Here is a 22159-nt window from a genome sequence, read left to right as displayed (position 1 = left end):
CCATGACCGAAAACACCGCCACGAACTCCGCGAACATCTCAGCTTCTCCGCAGGACTCAGCGCGGATCGCCGCAGGCCAGCCCGCCATCGCCGGTGGCGAGGTGCGGCAGGCCGTCATCATCGGCGGAAACCGCACCCCATTCGCGCGGTCCCATGGCGCCTATGCCAAGGCCACCAACAAGGACCTGCTGACCTCCGCCCTGAACGGTCTCATTGCCCGGTTCGGGCTGCAGGGGGAGCGGATCGGGGAGGTCGCGGCCGGCGCGGTCATCAAGCACAGCAAGGATTTCAACCTGACCCGGGAATCCGTCCTCGGCACCTCACTGGACCCTGCCACCCCGGCCCACGAGGTCCAGATCGCCTGCGCCACGGGCATGGAGGCCATCGGGGGCCTCGCCAACAAGATCCGGCTGGGGCAACTCGACTCGGCCATCGGCGGCGGGGTGGACAGCATCTCCGACGCCCCCCTCGTCTTCAACGACGCCGCCCGCGCCGTGCTGATGGAGCTCAACCGCGCCCGCACCACGCAGGACAGGATCAAGGCCGTCCTGAAGTTCCGCCCCGGCCACCTGGCACCGGAGGCCCCGGGCACCGAGGAACCCCGCACGGGGCTGTCCATGGGGGAACACCAGGCACGGACCACACACCAGTGGGGGATCACCCGGCAGGCTCAGGACGAGCTGGCCCTGGCCAGCCACCACCACCTCGCGGCCGCCTATGACCGCGGCTTCTTCGACGATCTCGTGACGCCCTTCGGCAAGCTGACCCGGGACAACAACCTGCGTGCGGACACCACGCTCGAGAAGCTCGGCAAGCTCAAGCCCGCCTTCGGCCGCGACCTCGGGGACGAGGCCACCATGACCGCCGGAAACTCCACCCCGCTGACGGACGGGGCCTCGACCGTCCTGCTCGGTTCCGAGGAATGGGCCGCTGACAGGGGCCTGCCCGTGCTCGCCGACTTCGTGGACTTCGAGACCGGCGCCGTGGATTTCGTGGACGGCAAGGAGGGCCTGCTCATGGCGCCGGCCTACGCCCTGTCCCGGCTCTTGCAGCGCCAGGGACTGTCCTTGCAGGACTTCGACTACTACGAGATCCACGAGGCCTTCGCCGGAACGGTCCTGTCCACCCTGAAGGCCTGGGAGGATGAGGACTTCTGCCGCGACCAGCTGGGTCTGGACGCGCCCCTGGGTGCCATCGACCGGTCCAAACTCAACGTCAACGGCTCCTCGCTGGCCGCCGGCCACCCCTTTGCCGCCACTGGCGGCCGGATCACCGCAACCCTGGCCACGATGCTCCACGAGAAGGGGCCGGGCTCACTCGGTCTGATCTCGGTCTGCGCGGCCGGCGGCCAGGGCATCGTCGCGATCGTCCGGGGGCGCTGAGCGCATGGTCAAGGCACCGCAGACTGATACCTACACCGCCCTCGTCAACCAGCCGCTCGGCCAAAAGCTCGCCGGGGCCCTCGGGCTGCCCCGGCCGGCCGTCCTGCGGCGCTACGAGCCGGGCCAGGCCCTCGTGGAGGGCTCTGTGCTCGTCCTCGGCGGCGGCCATGCGGCCGACGAGGCCGCAGCCGTCCTGCTGGACTGGGGACTGGATGTCCGCCGCCAGTCGGCTCCGGCCGACCGCTATGGCGCCGTCGTCGCCTGTTATGACGACGCCGGCACGCCGGCCGACCTGTCCGCCACCACCCTGCAGCTCGGGGCCGTGCAGCGGAAATTGGGCCCGTCCGCCCGCGTGGTCACCGTCTACCGTGATCCCCTCGGTTCGGACCGGCCCGCCGTGCGGGCAGCCCGCCAGGGCGTCGAAGGCCTGACCCGTTCGCTCGCCCACGAGATGCGCCGCGGGGCCACCGCCAACGGGATCGTGCTGGGCGAGCACACGGCGCTGTCCGCCCCGGGAGCCACCGGGGCCCTGCGCTTCCTGCTATCGGCCAAGAGTGCCTTCGTCTCCGGCCAGTTCATCCCGGTCTCCTCCGATGCCGGCGCCCTGCCCCGGGACTGGGAGAAGCCCCTGGCGGGCAAGGTGGCCGTGGTGACTGGTGCCGCCCGCGGCATCGGTGCCGCGATCGCCGCGACCCTGCACCGCGACGGGGCGACCATCGTGGGGGTCGACGTACCGGCCGCCGGCGAGGCACTGGCCGGCGTCGTGAACTCGCTCGCCGGCACCGCACTGCAACTGGACATCACCGCGGCGGATGCGGGCGAGCGGATCCTCGCGCACTGCGCTGAGCGCCATGGACGGCTGGACATCGTGGTGCACAACGCCGGGATCACCCGGGACAAGAAGCTTGCCAACATGGATGCCGCCCGGTGGGACTCCGTGCTCGCGGTGAACATCGAGTCCCAGTTGGCGATGAACCGGGTCTTCCTGGCCGCAGTCGGCCAGGGCATGGTGGCGGACGAGTTACGGATCGCCTCGCTCGCCTCGACGTCCGGGATCGCGGGCAACGCCGGCCAGACGAACTACGCCGCGTCCAAGGCGGGCGTCATGGGGATGGTCTCCGCCACAGCGGAGCTGATGAGCACTGCCGAGGCGGCCGGCGGAGGAACCATCAACGCGGTGGCCCCCGGCTTCATCGAGACCGAGATGACTGCCCGGATGCCGATGGCCACCCGTGAGGTCGCACGCCGGTTGAACTCCCTCCAGCAGGGGGGCCGGCCCGTCGACGTGGCGGAGGCCATCGCCTACCTGGTCTCCGATGCGGCTGGGGGGACGTCCGGTTCCACGCTGCGTGTCTGCGGCCAGGGCATGATGGGGGCCTGAGATGGAACGCGAGACCATGACTCCCTTGAGCTCGAGCTACCGGGCCGCCCTGTCCACGGCAGCCAAGGACGCGCTGGTCAGACGGCGCCGACCGCAGCAGCTGCCGGGACGGACCGTGGTGGTCCACGACCACGAGATCAGTGCCGAGCTCGCCGTCCGGTACGCCCGGATGTTCCACCGGAACGGTCCGGTGCTGGACCCGGCCGACCTGCCCTCGGTGCTGGTGCACGTCGCCTCCTTCCCGGCGGCCATGGAACTCATGGCGGATCCGGATTTCCCGCTGCCCCTGCTGGGCATGGTCCACCTCTGCAACCGTGTGGTCCACCATGCCCCGGTACCGGCTGGCACCCCGGTGGAGGTGGCCGCCTCGGCCACCCGCCTGAGCCCCCATCCGTCCGGGACCACCGTGGACCTGGTCGTCACCGTCCACGGGCCAGCGCGCGTTGGCCGCCCGGTCGACGGCCCGGCCAGCGGCCCCACCGATGGCACCGGGGAGATGCAGCTGTTGTGGGAGGGCACGTCCACGTATCTGGCCGCCGGAGTCCACCTGCCAGCCCACGAGCGCCCGGCCAAGGCCAGCCACCCGCCATTCACGGCACCGCAGCTGACCGCGCAGTGGCGCCTGCCCGCGTCCACCGGCCGGGAGTATGCCGCCGTATCCGGGGACTTCAATCCGATCCACCTGAACCCGGTGACCGCCACGCTCCTGGGGCAGAAGGGCATGATCGCCCACGGCATGTACCTGGCCGGGCGGATGCTCGCGGGCCGGGAACCGGCGGGTGCCGGCCACGAGTGGGAGATCTCCTTCGCCACTCCGGTGCTGCTCCCCGGAACGGTGTCCCTGGGCGTCGTCCACAGAGATCGCCGTAGCACTGAGGCCACAACCGAGGTCACGGCGTGGAACGGCCGCACCAGCAAGCCGCACTTCACCGGCTCGATCACGGTCCCGGGCGCAGGTTCGGAGTAGGGATCGGGGCAGGCGTAGTGGTCGGATTAGCCATGGGGGCAGGAGCAGGAGCGCGACCCTACCGTTCGGCGGAGAGCACCTCGTACGCCTCTGACATGTGGGCCGCCATGGCCTCCCAGCCGAACGTCCGGGCCCGGCGCGCCGCCGCCTGGCCCATCCGCCGCCATGCGGGCAGGTCTGCCACGATGCGCTCCAGCTCCTGCGCCCAGGTCTCCGGGTCCAGGCCGTCCACCAGTCGGCCGGTCTCACCGTCCGCCACGGCGTAGGCGAGCCCTCCCACCCGGTGCGCCAGCACCGGGGTCCCGCAGGCCTGTGCCTCAAGGGCGACCAGACCGAAGGACTCCGAGAAACTCGGCACGACCACCACGTCCGCAGCCCGGTAGACCTCGGCCAACTCCTGCGCGGACACGGGACCGGAGTCCGTGCACTGGCCCTCCAGTCCGGCGGCATGGACCAGGGCGCGGAGGTCGAGTTTGTCCGCACCCGAGTGGGCACCGGTCAGGTGCAGCTGCACCGCTGGGACACCGGAGGCACGCCGGTTCACCAGGCCTGCGGCCCGGATGGCCACCTGCGGGCCCTTGTGCCCCTGGATACGCCCGGCGAACAGGACCTTGAGCCCTGCAGAGCGACCGGGCCAGTGGGCGCCGCCGTCGGGATGGAAGACGGAGGTGTCCACGCCCGGGGGGATCACCCTGATCCGGGCTGGATCGGCTCCGTAGTGGTCACTCAGCTCGTCCCGCTCGGCCGGGGTGTTGGCCACCAGCAGGTCGGCCGCTGCGGCGATCTGCTGCTCGGCGGCCTCCCGTTCCTCCGATTCGCTGGACCGCGCGTCCCGGGCGTTCTTGACGGCCGCCATGGTGTGCATGGTGTGCACGATCGGGGCGTTCAGGTCTCCGGCCACTGCCAATCCGGCCAGTCCGGAGAGCCAATAGTGGGAATGCACCACCCAGCGGCAGTCGTCCCCATGGCATCCGCCCGCGGCCGTCAGGGCACCGGGAGCCGCGGCGGCGAAGTCGTCCACCCACCTCGGCAACTCCTCCTTGGGGACGTCTGTGGCCGGGCCGGCAGGGACCGGGACCACCCGGGCGCGGGCCGCCCCCGGCACGGCGGGGACCGGCACGGCGGGGACCGGCAGGTCCTGGACGCGCTGACCGGTCCGGTCGCGGCGGGTGAGGACCCAGACCGGATGTCCCGCCGCGGCCAGGGTGATCGCCAACTGGCGGACGTAGACGTTCATGCCGCCGGCGTCGCCCTGACCCGGCTGTGCCAACGGTGAGGTGTGCAGGGACACCATCACCACGCCGAAGGGCCGCGTCACAGTGTGGGAATCCCGTGGTCGGGCTGCCGGTCTGAGGTCGGGCCAGAGTTCAGCTCGTGGTGCACCGCATCCAGCAGTCGGGCGAATCCCGGGACTGCGTCCAGATCGTCGATGAGCACGGGCCGCCCGATTGCGTCCGCGAGTGGGATCTCCCAGTTCGGATACTCGTGCTGCTGGGTGCCCGGTTGGTTCTGGATGCGACGTTCGCCCACGGCGTCCACCAGCGCGATGCCGTGCAGCAGGGACGGTGCCTGGGCCAGGTACCGGTGCAGGGCCACCACAATGTCAGCCACCACGGCCGGATCGGCTGAGTCAGCCGCAGTGATTGAGGTGATCGGGGTGGTCGAGGTGAGGGAAGCGGCGGCATCGGCGGACAGGAAACCCGCTTCCACGACGGCCTGGAGGAACGCCCGGCGCTCGGCACCGGCCCGGTCCCGCTCTGCGTGGGGATCGCCGGCCACCAGGTCAAGGCGTTCGCGCAGGTCCAGGTGCGAGCCGGCCAGGTACCCGGCGGTCGGGGGCAGGTCATGGGTGTTGACGGAGGACAGGCACTGGACCCGGTAGTCCTGGGGCGGCCGGGGCCGGCCGTCCTCCTGCTCGAACCACAGGATCGACGTGCCCAACAGCCCTCGGTGCGCCAGATAGTCCTGGACCCACGGTTCGAAGGTGCCCAGGTCCTCACCCACGACGACGGCCCCCGCGCGTTCCGCCTCAAGGGCCAGGATGCCGATCATCGCCTCGTGATCGTAGGTGACGTACGCACCCTCGGTGGGGGACTGGCCCACCGGGATCCACCACAGCCGGAACAGTCCCAGGATGTGGTCGACTCGGATGCCGCCGGCATGGCGCAACATCGAGCGGAGCATGTCGCGGTACGCGCGGTAACCGGTCTCGGCCAGACGTTCGGGGTGCCACGGTGACTGGGACCAGTCCTGACCGCGTTGGTTGTACATGTCCGGTGGGGCGCCGACGGACATGGAAGCGACGAGCTGGTCCTGCAGCATCCAGGCGTCCGCGTTGTTGCGGTCCGCCCCGACGGCCAGGTCCTGCATCAGTCCCAGTCGCATGCCCGCCTCCCGGGCCGCTTGCTGAGCCGTGGCCAATTGGGTGTCACACAACCACTGCATCCAGCGGTGGAAGTCGATGTCCTCGGCCAGCTCGTGGCGATAGCGTTCGGCCAGGCGACCCCCCGGCGTGAACTCGGGATCCCGCCAGATCGGATCGGTGGCGTCGAAGACGCTGCGCAGGGCACACCACAGCGCGAAGTCCTCCAGACCCTGGCCCTCCAGCTCCCGGTAGGCGCGGTAGGCGCGCGCCCGTTCCGGCGTTGGGGTGACCTGATGGAGCCGGCGCAGGGCCGTCAGCTTGGCCGCGGTGGCGGCGTTGCGGTCCAGGGAGTCGGCGGTTGCGTTGTCCGCCTGGAGGGCCGCGGCCAGGCCGTCCACCTCTCGGCGAGCACGTGGGTCAAGGGCGGCGTACTCGGCGAGGTCCTCGATGCGCAGGTACATCGGGTTGGTGAACCGGCGGGTCGAGGGGGAGTACGGCGAGGAGACCACTGGCGGTTGTGGCGCGGTGGCATGCAGGGGGTTGGACAGGACGTAGTCGCCACCGTGCGCGGCGGTCTGGACCGCCAGTGCTGCCAGGTCCCGGAAGTCGCCCAGGCCCCAGGAAGTAGAGGACCGTGCCGAGTACAGCTGGACGGACAGCCCCCAGCCGCGCTGACGGCGGTAGCGGTCTGCGGTCGTGAGACGTTCCGGCGTCACGACGAGGGTGGCTTCGACCTCGTTGCCGTCTTCCACCCTGGCGCCCAACCGGTGCCATCCCACTGGCAGGTCCCGGGGAAGGCGGAAGGTGGCTTGCCCGATCAGCTCGCCGTCGATGTCCTGGGGTTCCGTGAAGTCCTCGAGTTGCTCGAGGGGACGGGTCTCTCCGGTCTCCAGCAACGCCTCCACCGTGACGGCGCTCCCGTGGGGGACGTGGACCTGTACCGAGGATCCCGATCCCGCGTGGGAGACCGTGGTGTGCGGCAGCATGCGGCGCCACGGAGCCAACCGCCGACGCTCCAGTGCCACCTCCAGCCCGGCCGTGCCGTCCGGTTCGACGGTGCAGCCCAGGGCCGCCAGCACCGTGGTGAGCGTGAGGTCGGAGACCGGGTGTTCGTGACCGTCGTGACCTCGGTAGGACGTCTGGATGCCATAGGCGTGGGCCAGCCGCTGGAGCAGGTCGCGGGCTTCGGTCATGGCTGGTGGGCCTCTTTCACGTGCGGGTGCGGCCGGGCCACCGGTTCCGGGGCCCGGTCCGATTATGGCAGGCCACCGCCAGGCGCGGTTCAGCCGCAGGCCAGGGCGGGAGGCAGACAGGCCAGCTGGCGTGCGGACAGCCCCGACCGGATGCGCCGGGCCTGGTCCGGGGTGTAGTCCGGGGCCGCCTCCGTCTTCATCGGTGTGCGCGAGGACCAGGTGAAGGTCACCGAGAAACGGTCCCGGGCAATCGGCGGAGTAGCCCGGTGGAGCAGACGGCAGTTGTCCGCCACCACGGCCGTCCACTTCACCCCGGTCGCCGCGGTCACGGCTCCTGCGGGGACCATGTCAGCCACCCGGGCATCATCCACGAATCCGGCCACGTAGTGCAGCTTCTCCACGGCGTACAGCGTCTCGGCCAGCGGAATGTAGGCGTACGGCCCGCCCTGGTCGTCGACGTCGTTGAGCCACACCAGGATCTTCACGGTGCGCCGGTCCTCGGCGTCACGGTGCCATCGGCGCACGCCCACCGTCTGGCTATTGCCGACTTCGCGGCGCACGTCTGCCCCGTAGTAGCGGGCCGGCACGCCCAGGTAGTTCTCGACGATGTCCAGCATGCGGTCCTGCAGGCCCCACTGCCAGATGAACAGGTCGGCCAACAGGTCATCCGTGGAGGGTCGCAGCGTACTGGCACCGCCCGTCGGCAGGTTCGCCAAGGGGGCCACGAGGCGGTCCAGGGCGGGCTTGAGCGCGTCCGTGGTGGGGATCGCGAGATCGTCCAGGGGCCCGATGCGGACACCCTGCCGCTGCAGGGTGGAGACCAGACCGGCCTGGGCCAGGTCGAGAGGTGGCAGATGCGGCGCCCACTTGCGGCGGCGCTCCTCATGCATGCCGTCGGCGGCCCAGCGGACCGGCGTGACATTGGTCAGGATCTCCCGCTTGAGGCGGTTCGCGAACCGTCCCAAGGGGCCCGCTACGGTCTCGGATGTGATCATGAGACTGAGGTTACAAGCGCGGATCCGCGGTGACGACGGCAGTGGTGGCCGACGAGTAGTGGTGGGGTACCAGAGCGTCCGGTGGCGTCCCCTATCACGTAGGGACAGCAGGTGCCCAGACCCGTGGACCTGGAAGTACTGGAAGTCGTCGCCCCACGAAGGATCCAGGCCGACCTCCCTCAGAGGCACGGGTCGCGATGGTTCCCAGAAACTCGTCCCACGATGACAAAAACGGGGCTGGTTGTCACCAGCCCCGTTCTGGGTCGCCCTGAGGTGGGCGCTTGTTGTGCGCGGAGGGGGACTTGAACCCCCACGCCCTTGCGGGCACAGCGACCTCAACGCTGCGCGTCTGCCAATTCCGCCACCCGCGCGCACAATCCGGTTGGCACCGGATTTCCACTGCCTCGAAAGGCAGCGCTGATAATCCTAACACCCTTTTCGCATGCCTCCGCACACGCGCCGGACACGGACCGTTCCACCTCGCTAGGGTGGCACCATGACTGCCACCTCCAGCCACGACTTCACGGACGACGTCGTCCGCATCTGCCGAGACCTGATCCGGATCGACACCTCCAACTACGGGGGCAACGATTCCCGGGGAGAACGCGAGGCCGCCGAGTACTGCGCGGCCCTGATGCGGGACGCGGGCATGGAACCGACGGTCTACGAGTCGTCGCCCGGCCGGGCCAGCGTGGTGGGTCGCGTCGCGGGGTGGGACACCCAGGCTCCCGCCCTGATCCTGCACGGCCACCTCGACGTGGTTCCCGCGGACGCCAGCGAGTGGACGGTGGACCCATTCTCGGCCGAGCTGAGGGACGGAATGATCTGGGGCCGGGGCGCCGTGGACATGAAGGGCATGGACGCCATGATCCTCGCGGTCCTGGGCCGTCTCCACCGCTCCGGGCAGCAGCCGCGCCGGGACCTCATCGTCGCCTTCTTCGCGGACGAGGAGGCCGGCGGCGTCTACGGGGCCCGCTGGATGGTCGACCACCATCCCGAGGTCTTCGCGGGGGCGACAGAGGCGATCAGTGAGGTCGGCGGTTTCTCCACGGACCTCCGCGGACAACGCGCCTACCTGCTGCAGACCGCCGAGAAGGGTCTGGCCTGGCTCAACCTGACCGCCGCGGGAGCGCCGGGCCACGGATCATCGGTGCATCCCGACAACGCCGTGACCCGGCTGGCCGGGGCCATCGACCGGATCGGCAACCACACCTGGCCCCTGGACTACACGAAGACCACGCGCGCCCTGCTGGAACAGGTCGCCGAGATCTGCGGCGTGGAGTTCGACGAGGCGGATCCCACCCCGCAGCTCGAGGCGCTCGGCACAGCGTCCCGGTTCGTCGGGTCCACCCTGCGCAACAGCACCAACCCCACGGGGTTGACCGCCGGGTACAAGCACAACGTGATCCCGGGCAAGGCGCAGGCCACCGTGGACGTCCGCTTCCTGCCGGGGCAGGAGGAGGAGGTTATGACCACCCTGCGTGAACTCGCCGGCGAGGGCGTGGACTTCAGTCACGAGCACCGCGACATCTCCCTGGAGGTTCCCTTCTCCGGCGACCTCGTGGACCTCATGGTCGACTCCCTACAGGCTGAGGACCCCGGCGCCCCGGTGCTGCCGTTCATGATGTCCGGTGGCACGGACAACAAGTCCCTGTCGCAGCTCGGCATCGCCGGCTACGGATTCGCCCCGCTGCAGTTGCCGGCCGACCTTGACTTCACCGGCCTGTTCCACGGCATCGACGAGCGCGTCCCCGTCGAGGCCCTCACCTTCGGCTGCCGCGTGCTGCACCGGATGCTCGAACCCCGCTGAGACTCCGCTGAGATCCCGCCGCCGTCACGCCGTGGCGGAACCGTCATCCCCGAGCCGATCGGCCGCCGAACCCCAGGAGGACACCCCCTTATGCCCACCCCGCAGAATCCCCAGCTGGCCGCCGTCGGGACCATCCTGACGGCGGACCTCCTCGCCGGGATCCGCGACCGCGCCCGCGGATTCGACGAGGCGAACGCCTTTCCGCAGCAGGACCTGGAGGTCCTGCGGGAGGCGGGCTACCTCGGGGCCCTCGCCCCCGCCGCGGACGGCGGCCTGGGCTGGGACCTCTCGACCGTCGTCGCCGCCCAGAGGGTGCTGGCCATGCATGCACCGGCGACCGCGCTGGCGGTGAACATGCACCAGATCTGGAACGCCGTGGCCTCGATCCTGGCGCACCAGGGAGATGACTCGCTCGATTTCATCCTCCGCGAGTCGGTGGCGGGGGAGGTCTTCGCCTTCGGCATCTCCGAGGCGGGCAACGACGCGGTGCTGTTCGACTCGGACACCGTGGCCCAGCCCCTGGGTGACGGCTCTTACCGGTTCACCGGGACCAAGATCTTCACCACCCTGTCACCGGTGTGGACGCGGCTCGGGATCTTCGGCAAGACACCCGACGGCGGCCAGCTGGTCTTCGGATTCCTCGACCGTTCCGCAGACGGCTGGGAGGCCGACGCCTCCTCCTGGGACATGTTGGGCATGCGGGCCACCCACTCTCACGCCACCCGGTTGCAGGGCGCCCTCGTCCCCGCCGAGCGGATCGTGCGGCACATCCCCACCGGTCCGAACGCCGACCCGCTCACGTTCGGGATCTTCGCGTCCTTCCTGACCCTGGTCGCGGCCGTCTACACGGGGATCGGCGACCGGGCCGTGGAACTGGCCACGCAGAACCTGGCCCGCAGGACGTCGAAGGTCACCGGGCAGGCACTGTCCCAGGACCCGGTGCTGCGGTACAAGACCGCCGAGGCCGCCCTGCGGCAGCTGACGGCGGACACCCACCTGCGGGCGGTGGCTGCGGACATCGACGCCGGGACCGACCTGGGTGCCGAGTGGTTCCCGCGACTCGTGGCGAACAAGACCATGGCCGTCCGCACGGCCAAGGCTCAGGCGGACTTCGCGCTCGAGGCCTCCGGGGGTGCCTCGTATCACCGCGGCAACGAGTTGTCCCGCCTCTACCGCGATGTCATGGCCGGGGTGTTCCACCCCTCGGATGACGAGTCGGCGCACCAGACTCTGGCGAACCACCTGCTGGGGCCCGTCGAGGGCCCGGAAGCGTAGGCTCAGGCGCGCACGTCCAGGGTCGACCGGACGCGGATGATCCGGCGCCGCAGCCAGTACCGCCGGGCACCGCCGCGGTAGAGGACCGTGCGCTGCAACTCCCACTTGCCGTACTCCGCGTGCTCCACCACCCGACGCCGGGCCTCGCTCACCGAGTCCCGTGGGGCGACGGTCATCACCAGGTACTCCCAGTGGTCCCGCTGCTCCAGCGACTCCAGACCGCTCGTGATCTCCTGTTCGCGCATCCATCTCCTTGGGGAACCGGCGGGACAACGGACCCGGTCTCCGTGGATCGTGGCCGGACTTTGACCAGTATCCGACACGAGCGGGCCCGCTTCCGTGAAACCCTATGCCAGGCCGGGAAAAAACGGCTACCGTGGTGCCATGAGCATCGACCCGCGTGTGGCCCTTGAGGCCCTGGTTTCCGCATTCGAAGAACATCTGGCGGCCGCCACCGGCAAGCGTGACGATGACGATCCCGCAGTCGAATCGGCATTCTTCAACGTGGCCGACTCCTTCGAGGCCTACGAGGACGCCCTGTATGCCGCTACCGGTGAGTTCACCCCGCTGGACGTCTACGACGACCAGGACGACCAGGACGACCAGGACGACCAGGACGACCAGGACGACCAGGACGACCAGGACGACCAGTACGGTCAAGACTCCGGCGCCTGACCGGTCTGCCAGCCGGACCACGAGGCAAGCCAACGAGGCACATCAACGAGTGACTCAACGGCGGATCTACGACCAGGGGATGATCTTCGTCCCGATCTTCCAGCGCGGGTGCGTCGCGGGGACGGGGTCCACGAGCCTGTGACGTAGGGTTCTCTGATGTGAACTGGTTAGAAGCGATCATCCTGGGCCTGGTCCAGGGCTTGACGGAATTCCTCCCCATCTCCTCCTCGGCACACCTGCGCATCGTCGGTGAGGTCCTGCCGGGGGCTTCGGACCCGGGGGCCGCCTTCACGGCCATCACCCAGATCGGCACGGAACTCGCGGTGCTGATCTTCTTCTGGAAGGACATCGTCCGGATCATCTCGCGCTGGTTCGGCTCGCTCTTCGGCAAGGTCGAACGCAACGACCCGGACGCCCGCATGGGCTGGTTGATCATCATCGGCTCGTTGCCCATCGCCGTGGCCGGTCTGCTCTTCGAGGACTACATCGACACCTCGTTCCGGTCCCTGTGGATCGTCGCCACGATGCTGATCGTCTTCGGCCTGCTGCTTGCGGTCGCCGACGCACTCGGGCGGCAGACCAAGCCCCTGGAGAAGCTCACGCTCAAGGACGGCATCCTGTTCGGGCTGGCCCAGATGATGGCCCTGATCCCCGGTGTCTCCCGCTCCGGCGGCACCATCACGATGGGCCTCGCCCTGGGATTCACCCGCGAGGCCGCCGCCCGGTACGCCTTCCTGCTGGCCGTTCCGGCCGTCTTCGCGTCCGGCTTCTACAAGCTGTTCCAGGCCCTGGGGGAGCCCGGTGCCTCGGCCGCCTACGGCATGGGCGAGACCCTGGTCGCCACGCTCGTCGCCTTCGCGGTCGGCTATGTCGTCATCGGCTGGCTCATGAAGTTCATCTCAACCCACTCGTTTAGGCCCTTCGTCTGGTACCGCATCGGACTCGGCCTGCTTCTCTACATCCTGCTCGGCTTCGGAGTGATCAACGCCTGATGGAATCCTGGAACACCCCCCTCCCGGCTCGGCTGCCCGTCCAGCCGGACCGGCTCAAAATCCACGACACCTCCTCCCAGGCAGTACGCCATCCGGGCAACCTGGCCGAGGCGTCCCTGTACGTCTGTGGGATCACGCCCTACGACGCGACCCACCTCGGCCATGCGAACACCTACGTGACGTTCGACCTGCTCAACCGCTACTGGCGGGCCTGTGGCCTACCGGTCACCTACGTGCAGAACGTCACCGACGTGGACGATCCACTGCTGGAACGGGCCACCGCCACCGGTGTGGACTGGCGGGACCTGGCCGCAGACCAGACCGAGTTGTTCCGCTCGGACATGGAGGCCCTCAACGTGCTGGCGCCGGACCACTATGTCGGTGCCACCGAGACTGTGGACTGGGTGGTCCAGTCCGTCGAGGCCCTCGTGGACAACGGCACCGCCTACTCCGTTCCAGGCGTGGACGGCGGACCCGACGGCGACATCTACTTCTCGATCGACGCCGCCGAGGAGGCCACGGACTGGACCCTCGGCAGCATCGGCCGACTCGGATCCGAGGAGATGTCCACGGTCTTCCCGGACCGCGGGGGTGACCCGGAGCGGCCGGGCAAACGCCACCCGCTGGATCCATTGCTGTGGCGGGTGGCCCGCCCCGGCGAACCGACGTGGGACGGCCGCTCCCTGGGCGTCGGCCGGCCGGGTTGGCACATCGAGTGCTCTGCCATTGCCCGGCGTCTGCTTCCGGCTCCCTTCACCGTCCAGGGCGGGGGCTCGGACCTGCGCTTCCCGCACCACGAGTTCAGTGCGGCCCACGCCACGGCCGCCGACGGGCAGCCCCTGGCCGGTACGTTCGTCCATGCGGGGATGGTCGGCTACGAGGGCGAGAAGATGTCCAAGTCCCTGGGCAACCTCGTCCTGGTCTCCCGATTGCGCCAGCAGGGTGTGGAGGCGGTGGCCATCCGGGCCGCGCTGCTCGCCAACCACTACCGTGCCGATTGGGAGTGGACCCCAGAGCTGTTGCGGCAGTCGATGGACCGAGTTGCCCGGTGGCGCCAGGCCCTCGGCCTCGAGACGGCCGAGGACGGTTCCGCCGTGCTGGCCGCCGCCCACCGCGCGCTGTCCCACGACCTGGATGCTCCGGCCGCGCTGGCCGAGCTGGACCGCTGGGCCGAACGGGCCATGGCCCGAGATACCGTGGATCCGGCCACCGTGGCGCACTCCTCGGACCTCTCGGCCCCAGATGTCCGGACAGTGGCCAGCGGCCTCCTCGGCTTGATGCTCTGAGCCGGCCCGACCCTCTGAACCGGCCGACGCCCTGAATCAACGTGGTGACCTGACGGGATCCGCCGTAGGGGACAGGTTGAGGTCCGGCTAGTCCCGGCCGCGCCGGCGCAGGTACCGCTCGAACTCCTGGGCGATGGCCTCGCCAGAGGCCTCGGGCAATTCCTCGGTGTCCCGCGCGCGCTCCAGCTGTTCCACGTAGGCGGCGACATCGGGGTCCTCTCCGGCGAGTTCGTTCACGCCGCGTTCCCAGGCCTCGGCGTCCTCGACCAGCGGCGTGAGGTCCAGGCTGACCTGGACGAGGTCCTCGATCCGGCGCAACAGGGCCAGTTCCGCCTTGGGGGAGGGAGCCTGGGAGACATAGTGGGGGACCGTGGCCCACACGGACACCGTCGGCAGCCCCGCCCGGGCGGCCGTGTCCGTCACCACGCCCACGATCCCGGTCGGCCCCTCATACGTCGGCCGTTGTGCGCCTAAGGCCTCACGGAGCTCCGGATCTGCGCTGGAGGGCCTGGCCGGCAGTGGCCGGGTGTGCGGAACGTCGGCCAGCAGCGCCCCCAGCATGATCACGGCGTCCACGTTCTGTTCTGCGGCATGGGTCAGCAATTCGGCCGTGAAGGCCTGCCATCGGTAACTGGGCTCGGCCCCGGACACCAGGATGACGTCCAGGCCTTTCAGATCGGTCGCCCGGAACATGCGCGTCTGCGGCCAGGACAACGTGCCGAGCCCATCGGCGTCGCGCGCCACCGTGGGACGGGTGAACTGGTAGTCGTAGTAGTCGCCGTCCGTCAGGGAGCCGGCCGCGGCCGCACCCCATTGGCGGCGCAGCAGATCGATCGCGCTGGTAGCCGCCTCGCCGGCGTCGTTCCAGCCCTCGAAGGCCGCGACCATGACCACTGGCCGGCGTCCGGAGACCATTCCGGCCAGATGGTCGCGCAGTCCCGACTGCCGGGCTGGTGTTCCGTCCATCTCTGCCATGATGGCCACCCTAGACCCGTGTGAACAGGGGGTGCCAGACGTGTGCCGGACGTGAGCCGGACGTGAAGTGTCCGGCCCGACCTTCGTCAAGAGCCCGTCCGTGCGCCACTAGACTGGCAGGCATGCCCATCCGATCCTCCGCAGGCGCTCCGCGCCCCCAGGACCGCCAGTCGACCCCGTTGCCCGAGCACGGTCCCGCCGCGGAGGCGGTGCCCGCAGCAGTCTTCTGGGACATGGACGGCACCCTCGTGGACACCGAACCGCTGTGGAACGAGAGCCAGCGTGCCCTCGTGGAGGCCGCCGGTGGGCGGTGGACCACCGAGTTGGCGCACGGGCTGGTGGGCCAGGCACTGGACCACGGCGCCCGCCTGCTCCAGGAGGCCGGGGTCACGCTCAGCGTGGGGAAGATCATCGAGCACACCATGACGGACGTGGCCAACGGCGTGCGCCGATCAGTGCCGTGGCGCCCGGGTGCCCGGGAACTGCTCACCTCGTTGCGGGATGCCGCCGTACCCTGTGCCCTCGTCACCATGTCCCACCTCCCGCTGGCCGCCGTGATCGCCGAGTCCGTCCCCACCGGTTCATTCGAGTTCCTCGTCACGGGGGACATGGTCCTGCGGGGCAAGCCGGACCCGGAGCCCTATGTCACGGCACTGGACGTCATGGCGCGCCGCCACGAGAGCCTGAACCGGAGCGGCTGCGTCGCGGTCGAGGACTCGATGCCCGGATTGCTGTCCGCGGCCGGCGCTGGCCTGGCCGTCGTGGCGGTCCCGCACGTCCTCGCCCTGCCCGATGACCCACGGTGGGAGAAGTGGACCACCCTCGCCGGCCGCACCCCCCGCGACCTCGCCGCGGTGGCGACGCGGATGTCGGCGGCCCCGTGAGCGGCGACGCCCTCGAGCCCGTTTCCGACCGCCGCGGGAAGCTCCGCCTCGGCTCACTGATCGGGGTTCCGGTCTACCTGTCCTGGAGTTGGACGCTCATCGCCCTGTTCGTGGTGGTGCTGTTCGGGCCTCAGGTCCAACGGCTGTTCCCCGAACTGGGGATCGGTGCCTATGGGATCGCCTTCCTCTACGCCGTGCTCCTGTTGCTCTCGGTCCTGGTCCACGAGCTGGCCCATGCCGCCAGCGCGAAGGCATTCGGCTGGCCCACCACGGAGATCGTCCTCAACCTGTGGGGCGGCCACACCCAGTTCGGCAGTTTCCAGGCCACGCCGGGCCGCTCCCTCGTCACGGCGCTGGCCGGGCCAGCCGCCAACGTGCTGCTGGCCCTCGGGGGCCAACTGCTCATGGTCACGTGGGCCCCTGACGGCGTCGGGAGTCTGCTGCTCGGCATCTTCACCTACGCGAACTGGCTGGTGGCGGTCTTCAACGCTCTCCCGGGCCTTCCGCTGGACGGTGGCCGCATCGTCGAATCAGCCGTGTGGGCGGCCACGGGGGATCAGGACAAGGGGACCATCGCCGCAGGCTGGGCCGGACGGATCATCGTGCTGGCCCTGGTGGTCGGAGTGGTGGTGGTGCCCCTGGTGCAAGGGCGGCCGGCCGACATCCCGCTGATCGTCATCCTGGTGATGGTCGGCTATTTCCTCTGGACCGGTGCCACCGAGTCCATCCGCGGCGCCCAGCTCCGGCTGCGGGTCCCGGGCCTGACCGCCGCCCAGCTCATGCATCCGGCCATCGGCCTGCTCAACACCGCCACCGTGGCCGACGTCCGGGACCGACCCTCGGGCACGCTCGCGGTGCTCGTGGCCCCCACCGGTCAGCCGGAGGCCATCGTGGACGAGACCGCTCTGGCGCGCGTCCAGGGCCGGGACGCCTCGTCCGTCCTGGCTGCGGCCACGGCCCGGGCTCTGGCCCGCGGAGCCGTGGTCCGCGCCACCGATGCCGGCCGCCCCCTGGTGGACCGGCTCGCCGCAGTGGACGGCGCAGAATACGCTGTCTTGGCGCCCGACGGCACCGTCTGCGGCGTGCTCCGCCAACCCGATGTGGTCCAGTGGCTCACCACGGGCCGCCGTCGCTGACCCTGACCACCCACCAGAAGGACCACCGCCGCATGACCGACTTCCCCAGCCCCGCCGGCGTCAATGAACGCCGTGGCCCCCTGCGCCCCGGCCAGCGGGTCCAGCTCAAGGACGCCAAGGGTCGCCTGAACACCATCACCCTCACGGAGGGCGGGCAGTTCCACAGCTACCAGGGCGTCCTGCACCATGACGACCTGATCGGCGGCCCGGACGGCGTGGTGGCGAGGAACTCGGCTGGTCACGAATATCAGGTCCTGCGCCCGCTGATCAGCGACTTCGTCCTGTCCATGCCGCGCGGGGCCACCGTCGTCTACCCCAAGGACTCCGGTCAGATCGTGCAGATGGCGGACATCTTCCCCGGTGCGCGGGTGGTGGAGGCCGGCGTCGGCTCCGGTGGCCTGTCCATCTCCCTGCTGCGCGCGGTGGGGGACGCGGGGGAACTGCACTCCTACGAACGCCGCGAGGAGTTCGCGGACGTGGCCCGCGCCAACGTCCAGACCTTCTTCGGCGGGGAGCACCCGGCCTGGCAGATCCACCTCGGCGACGCGCAGGAGGAAATGACCGCGGTCCATGAACCCGGTTCCGTCGACCGCGTGGTGCTGGACATGCTGGCACCCTGGGAATGCCTGGACGCGGTCGCGACGGTGCTGGCGCCGGGCGGGGTGTGGATCAACTACGTCGCCACCGCCACCCAGCTCTCCCGCGTGGCCGAGGCGATCCGTGAGGACGGACGGTTCACCCAGACTGAGGCCTCGGAGACCATGGTCCGCGGCTGGCACCTCGACGGCCTGGCCGTGCGGCCCGATCACCGCATGGTCGCCCACACCGGTTTCCTGCTGGTCTGCCGCCGCCTTGCCACCGGCCAGGAGGCCCTGGCGCTGAAGAAACGCTCCAAGGTCTCCGAGTTCAAGGCCGTGGACGTGGAGGCCTGGCAACCGGCGGACGAGTCGCGTTGGACCCCGCAGGCCCTGGGCGAACGCCCCGTGACGGACAAGAAGGCGCGCAAGGCGGCCCGCGAGGCGGCGTCCATGGAGCAGAAGGGCGCGCGACGCCACCTCGCGGACACGGATCCCGAAGAGGGCCCGGCCGTGGCAGCGGATCCGGTCGACCCGGCAGACCTCTGACCGACGGACCGTCCACCGGCCGGAGCCTCGTTACGCCACCAGCCAAGCGCACCACAGCGTTTGCCGACAGGCTTAGGATGGATAGGTAAGGCTGACCTCAGGCATTCCCCGATCCGGTTGGCCGGAAAGGTATCCGTGAGCGATCCCACCACCACCGGAACCACACCGATGGAGTCCGGCCTGACGCACCAGCTGGATGCGGCGAAGCGTCGCGCCACCACCCTCGTGGAGAAGAACCGGACGCTCGAGTACCAGTTGCAGACCGCCGCCCGGAACAACCGCCGCATGGTCGACCTGCTGGAGGAGACCCGGGACGAGATCACCACGCTCAAGGCGGCCCTGGAGCTGGACGGGGAGGCGCCCTTCGCTTTCGCCACGGTCCTGGAGGTCCATCCGGCCCGCGAGCCCGTCGAGGGCGTCGAGATCGCGGCGACGGTGCAGGGTGGCGTGGACGTCATCCACAACGGCCGCCGGATGCGGGTGACCGCATCCCCCCTGTTGGAGCCCGCCCGGATCACTCCCGGCTCCGACGTGCTGCTGAACGAGTCCCTGACCATCGTGTCCGTGCTCGAGGCCGAACGGGCCGGGGAGCTGGTCCGGGTGAAGGAGACCTTGGACGACGGCCTGCTGGTCGTCGTCGGGCGCGGGGACGAGGAACGCGTGGTGCGCCGGTCGCACCGCCTCTCGGGTCAGCGCATCCGCGTCGGGGACGCCGTCACCTATGACTCGCGGACCGGCCAGGCCCTCGATGTGGTCCCCCTGAACGAGGTCCAGGACGTGGTCCTCGAGGAACTCCCGGATGTCAGCTACAAGGACATCGGAGGCCTGCGGGACCAGATCGAACAGATCCGCGACTCCATCGAGATGCCCTTCCTGCACCCGGGTCTGTACCGAGAGCACGGACTCAAGGCCCCCAAGGGCATCCTGCTCTACGGGCCCCCCGGCACCGGCAAGACCCTGATCGCCAAGGCGGTGGCCTCTTCCCTGGCCGCCCGCTCCACCGAGGAGCGACGCTCGTACTTCCTCAACATCAAAGGCCCCGAGCTGCTGAACAAGTACGTGGGGGAGACGGAGCGGCACATCCGCACCATCTTCGCCCGCGCCCGCGAGAAGGCCTCGGATGGCTACCCGGTCGTGGTGTTCTTCGATGAGATGGAGTCGTTGTTCCGCACTCGCGGCTCCGGCGTCTCCTCGGACGTGGAGACCACGATCGTTCCCCAGCTGCTGGCCGAGATCGATGGCGTGGAACGGCTGGACAACGTCATCGTCATCGGTGCCTCGAACCGCGAGGACATGATCGATCCGGCGATCCTCCGCCCGGGCCGCCTGGACGTGAAGATCCGCGTCTCCCGGCCGGATGCTGAGGGCGCCGCAGACATCTTCGGCAAGTACCTCACCACCGCCCTGCCGCTGCACGCCGCCGAGCTGGAGCGTCATGGCAGCCGGGCGGACACCGTCGCGGCGATGATCGCCGCCGTCACCGACCACCTGTTCACCCGCGGGCCGGAGACCGAGTACCTCGAGGTCACCTACGTGGACGGCACCACACGGACGCTGTACTTCGCCGATTTCACCTCCGGCGCCGTCATCGCGAACATCGTGGACCGGGCCAAGAAGCAGGCCATCAAGGACTACCTGTCCGCCGGTTCCGCCGAGGAGGCCAAGGGGCTGCGCACCGAGCACCTGGTGCAGGCGGTCCGGGAGGAGTTCACCGAGCAGGAGGACCTCCCGAACAACGCGTCCCCCGAGGAGTGGGCCCGGGTCTCCGGTCACCGCGGCGGAAGAGTCGCCGGGATCCGCATGCTGATCCGCCATAGTTCCCCGGACTCCGCCAGCTCCCACGCCACCCCGACCTCCACCGAACACACCGGCACCTCCGGCACCCCTGGCATCTCAGGGAACCCCGGCACGACGACGGCGAGCGCCTCCCAGCAGGAGTCACGGTGACGCACGTGCCCCCATCTCCTGACCGAGCGGCCGGCGCCGGGCCCGTGGTGGCGGACCGGCACGGGCTGGTCCCGTCCGAGGCCGTGCTTCCGGCCGGACGCGACACCGCCGGGTGGGGAGTCCACCGGGTGATGGGGCTGGAGACCGAGTACGGCGTCCACGCCCCCGCCAACCCCGGTGCGGGGCATTCGGTGCTCTCCGTGGAGGTGGTCAACGCCTATGCGGACCTCGTGACCTCCCGGGGCGGGACCGTGGCGGGCACGGAATGGGACTACGGGGAGGAATCCCCGCTCGTGGACGCCCGCGGCTGGCAGCTGCCCCGCTCGGCTGCCCATCCCACGCAGTTGACGGATCAGCCACTGATGGGCGAGGACGGCAGTCCCGTGCACCTGCTGACGAACCTGGTCCTGCCCAACGGGGCCCGCCTCTACGTGGACCATGCCCATCCCGAATACTCCTCACCCGAGACCACGAACCCGTTGGACGCCATGGTGTGGGACCAGGCGGGCGACCTGGTGGCGTTGACCGCCTCGGAACGCATCGCCGCGGCGCCGGGGGAGCCCCAGGTGCTGCTGTACAAGAACAACACGGACAATAAATCGGTGTCCTACGGTGCCCACGAGAATTACCTGGTGGCCCGCGGCCTGGACTTCGAGGAGCTCGCGCGGCACCTGGTGCCGTTCTTCACCGTCCGGCAGGTGATCTGCGGGGCCGGTCGCGTCGGGCTCGGTGTCACCGGCTCGGGTCCAGGGTTCCAGATCAGTCAGCGGGCGGACTTCTTCGAGGAGCAGGTCGGCCTGGAGACCACAGTGCGGCGTCCCATCGTGAACACGAGGGACGAGCCGCATGCCGACGCCGACCGGTACCGCCGACTGCATGTGATCATCGGGGACGCCAACCTCTCGCAGTACGCGACCTGGCTGCGTTGCGGCATGACCGCCCTCGTGCTCTCCATGATCGAGCTGGGCACCGCCCCGGAGGTGGAACTCATGGACCCGGTGGCGGCCCTGCAGCGGATCAGCCACGACCCCACCCTGCGGGCCACCGTGCCCCTGGTGCGTCCCCTGGAGGGTCCCGGCCCGGGCGGCTCCCGTGAGGCCACCGGGCTGGAGATCCTGCGGGTCTATCTCGAGGCCGCAGAGCGGCATGTCCACCATTTCGGCATGGGGGACAAGGCCACGCTGGACGTGCTGAACGCCTGGCGGGAGTCCGTCGAGACCCTCGGGACCGAGCCGGCCGCGATGGCCGACCGGCTGGATTGGGTGGCCAAGTACCAGCTGCTGTCCGGGTACCGGCAGCGCCACGGTCTGGACTGGGACCATCCCCGCCTCGGCATGATGGACCTGCAGTATGCTGACCTGCGCCCGGACAAGGGGCTCTACCAGGCGATGCTGCGCCGTGGCTCGCTCCGCCGGCTGGTGCCGGACGAGAAAATTCGCGACGCCGTCGGCTCGCCTCCGCGGGACACCCGGGCCTGGGCACGCGGCCGGACGGTGGACGTGTACGGACGTCACGTGGTCGGGGCCAGTTGGGACACTCTCCTGGTGCGCGAGGACGGCGAGGGTCCCCTCTACCGGTTCCATCAGCGTGAGCCGTTGGCCGGTTCCGCGGAACAGCTGCCCGGGGTGTTCGACGAGCCCGCGGCGGAGGGGTCCTACGGGCGGCTGCTCGAGGCCTTGGCCCGGGTGCAGGCCGGCCCGCACCGGCATCACGGACACCCCTGACTCCGCTGACTCCCCTCATCGACAGACAACCATCACCACCATCAGGAG

General features: G+C 69.9%; 17 protein-coding genes, 1 tRNA gene and 1 pseudogene. 13 read left to right on the top strand and 6 right to left on the bottom strand.

Annotated features, from left to right (window positions below; all coding sequences use genetic code 11):
• The first annotated feature begins 2 nt into the window (after positions 1-2).
• Genes AB0333_RS04010 through AB0333_RS04000 form a run of 3 tightly spaced genes read left to right on the top strand, consistent with a single transcriptional unit; the run spans position 3 to position 3730 of the window.
• Complete coding sequence (locus AB0333_RS04010; protein ID WP_245952083.1) at positions 3-1382, top strand: acetyl-CoA C-acetyltransferase; 1380 nt, start codon at positions 3-5, stop codon at positions 1380-1382.
• 4 nt (positions 1383-1386) lie between these two features.
• Positions 1387-2763: a 3-oxoacyl-ACP reductase gene (locus AB0333_RS04005; RefSeq protein ID WP_366217437.1), complete on the top strand. Its 1377-nt coding sequence runs from the start codon at positions 1387-1389 to the stop codon at positions 2761-2763.
• Positions 2764-2779: 16 nt separating this feature from the next.
• The gene (locus AB0333_RS04000; RefSeq protein ID WP_366217436.1) at positions 2780-3730 is read left to right on the top strand and encodes a MaoC/PaaZ C-terminal domain-containing protein; all 951 of its coding nucleotides are present in this window, start codon (positions 2780-2782) and stop codon (positions 3728-3730) included.
• A gap of 58 nt (positions 3731-3788) precedes the next feature.
• Here the strand turns inward: AB0333_RS04000 and AB0333_RS03995 are convergent, their stop codons facing one another.
• The 4 genes from AB0333_RS03995 to AB0333_RS03980 form a co-directional block, all read right to left on the bottom strand.
• Positions 3789-5048, bottom strand: a complete 1260-nt coding sequence (locus tag AB0333_RS03995) for a glycosyltransferase (RefSeq protein WP_366217435.1) — start codon at positions 5046-5048, stop codon at positions 3789-3791.
• Positions 5045-7288: a 4-alpha-glucanotransferase gene (gene malQ / locus AB0333_RS03990; RefSeq protein ID WP_366217434.1), complete on the bottom strand. Its 2244-nt coding sequence runs from the start codon at positions 7286-7288 to the stop codon at positions 5045-5047. The genes AB0333_RS03995 and malQ overlap by 4 nt, the downstream gene beginning before the upstream one ends.
• Before the next feature lie 89 nt (positions 7289-7377).
• Positions 7378-8283: a hypothetical protein gene (locus AB0333_RS03985; RefSeq protein ID WP_115931273.1), complete on the bottom strand. Its 906-nt coding sequence runs from the start codon at positions 8281-8283 to the stop codon at positions 7378-7380.
• Between the two features lie 287 nt (positions 8284-8570).
• Positions 8571-8654: transfer RNA gene (locus tag AB0333_RS03980), tRNA-Leu, on the bottom strand.
• 125 nt (positions 8655-8779) lie between these two features.
• Here AB0333_RS03980 and AB0333_RS03975 point away from each other — a divergent pair.
• Together AB0333_RS03975 and AB0333_RS03970 are read left to right on the top strand one after the other, a co-directional pair.
• Positions 8780-10093: a M20/M25/M40 family metallo-hydrolase gene (locus tag AB0333_RS03975; RefSeq protein WP_366217433.1), complete on the top strand. Its 1314-nt coding sequence runs from the start codon at positions 8780-8782 to the stop codon at positions 10091-10093.
• Between the two features lie 90 nt (positions 10094-10183).
• Positions 10184-11368 (top strand): acyl-CoA dehydrogenase family protein, encoded by a 1185-nt coding sequence (locus AB0333_RS03970; protein ID WP_366217432.1) that lies wholly within the window; start codon positions 10184-10186, stop codon positions 11366-11368.
• A gap of 2 nt (positions 11369-11370) precedes the next feature.
• Here the strand turns inward: AB0333_RS03970 and AB0333_RS03965 are convergent, their stop codons facing one another.
• On the bottom strand, positions 11371-11613 hold the full coding sequence (locus tag AB0333_RS03965; protein WP_366217431.1) for a DUF5703 family protein: 243 nt from the start codon (positions 11611-11613) through the stop codon (positions 11371-11373).
• A 139-nt stretch (positions 11614-11752) separates the two neighbouring features.
• Between AB0333_RS03965 and AB0333_RS03960 the strand changes: the two genes are divergently transcribed.
• The 3 genes from AB0333_RS03960 (at position 11753) to mshC (ending at position 14321) form a co-directional block, all read left to right on the top strand.
• Complete coding sequence (locus tag AB0333_RS03960) at positions 11753-12043, top strand: hypothetical protein (protein WP_366217430.1); 291 nt, start codon at positions 11753-11755, stop codon at positions 12041-12043.
• Positions 12044-12201: 158 nt separating this feature from the next.
• Positions 12202-13035, top strand: a complete 834-nt coding sequence (locus tag AB0333_RS03955) for an undecaprenyl-diphosphate phosphatase (protein WP_366217429.1) — start codon at positions 12202-12204, stop codon at positions 13033-13035.
• Positions 13035-14321 carry a cysteine--1-D-myo-inosityl 2-amino-2-deoxy-alpha-D-glucopyranoside ligase gene (gene mshC, locus AB0333_RS03950; protein WP_366217428.1) on the top strand — a complete coding sequence of 429 codons (1287 nt, stop codon included), beginning with the start codon at positions 13035-13037 and terminating at the stop codon, positions 14319-14321. Before AB0333_RS03955 ends, mshC begins: the two co-directional genes overlap by 1 nt.
• A gap of 87 nt (positions 14322-14408) precedes the next feature.
• Here mshC and AB0333_RS03945 read toward each other — a convergent pair whose 3' ends face one another.
• A complete protein-coding gene (locus AB0333_RS03945) occupies positions 14409-15287 on the bottom strand; it encodes a PAC2 family protein (protein ID WP_366217570.1) in 879 nt (292 codons plus the stop codon).
• 131 nt (positions 15288-15418) lie between these two features.
• Between AB0333_RS03945 and AB0333_RS03940 the strand changes: the two genes are divergently transcribed.
• The 5 genes and pseudogenes from AB0333_RS03940 to dop all read left to right on the top strand — a co-directional run bounded on the left by AB0333_RS03940 (position 15419) and on the right by dop (position 22111).
• Positions 15419-16180, top strand: coding sequence for an HAD family phosphatase (locus AB0333_RS03940; protein ID WP_211308982.1), 762 nt, complete (start codon positions 15419-15421; stop codon positions 16178-16180).
• Positions 16177-17316: a site-2 protease family protein gene (locus AB0333_RS03935; RefSeq protein ID WP_115931280.1), complete on the top strand. Its 1140-nt coding sequence runs from the start codon at positions 16177-16179 to the stop codon at positions 17314-17316. Before AB0333_RS03940 ends, AB0333_RS03935 begins: the two co-directional genes overlap by 4 nt.
• 32 nt (positions 17317-17348) lie before the next feature.
• A complete protein-coding gene (locus tag AB0333_RS03930) occupies positions 17349-18440 on the top strand; it encodes a tRNA (adenine-N1)-methyltransferase (protein ID WP_245952085.1) in 1092 nt (363 codons plus the stop codon).
• A gap of 168 nt (positions 18441-18608) precedes the next feature.
• Positions 18609-20249: pseudogene (arc, locus tag AB0333_RS03925) on the top strand (proteasome ATPase); the annotation flags it as partial.
• Between the two features lie 143 nt (positions 20250-20392).
• On the top strand, positions 20393-22111 hold the full coding sequence (dop, locus tag AB0333_RS03920) for a depupylase/deamidase Dop (RefSeq protein WP_366217427.1): 1719 nt from the start codon (positions 20393-20395) through the stop codon (positions 22109-22111).
• The last annotated feature ends 48 nt before the right edge of the window (positions 22112-22159 follow it).

This window comes from Citricoccus sp. NPDC079358, assembly GCF_040702545.1.
Lineage (GTDB): Bacteria > Actinomycetota > Actinomycetes > Actinomycetales > Micrococcaceae > Citricoccus.
The sequence above is the reverse complement of the archived record's forward strand: the minus strand, read 5'-3'. Positions and strand labels throughout refer to the sequence as shown.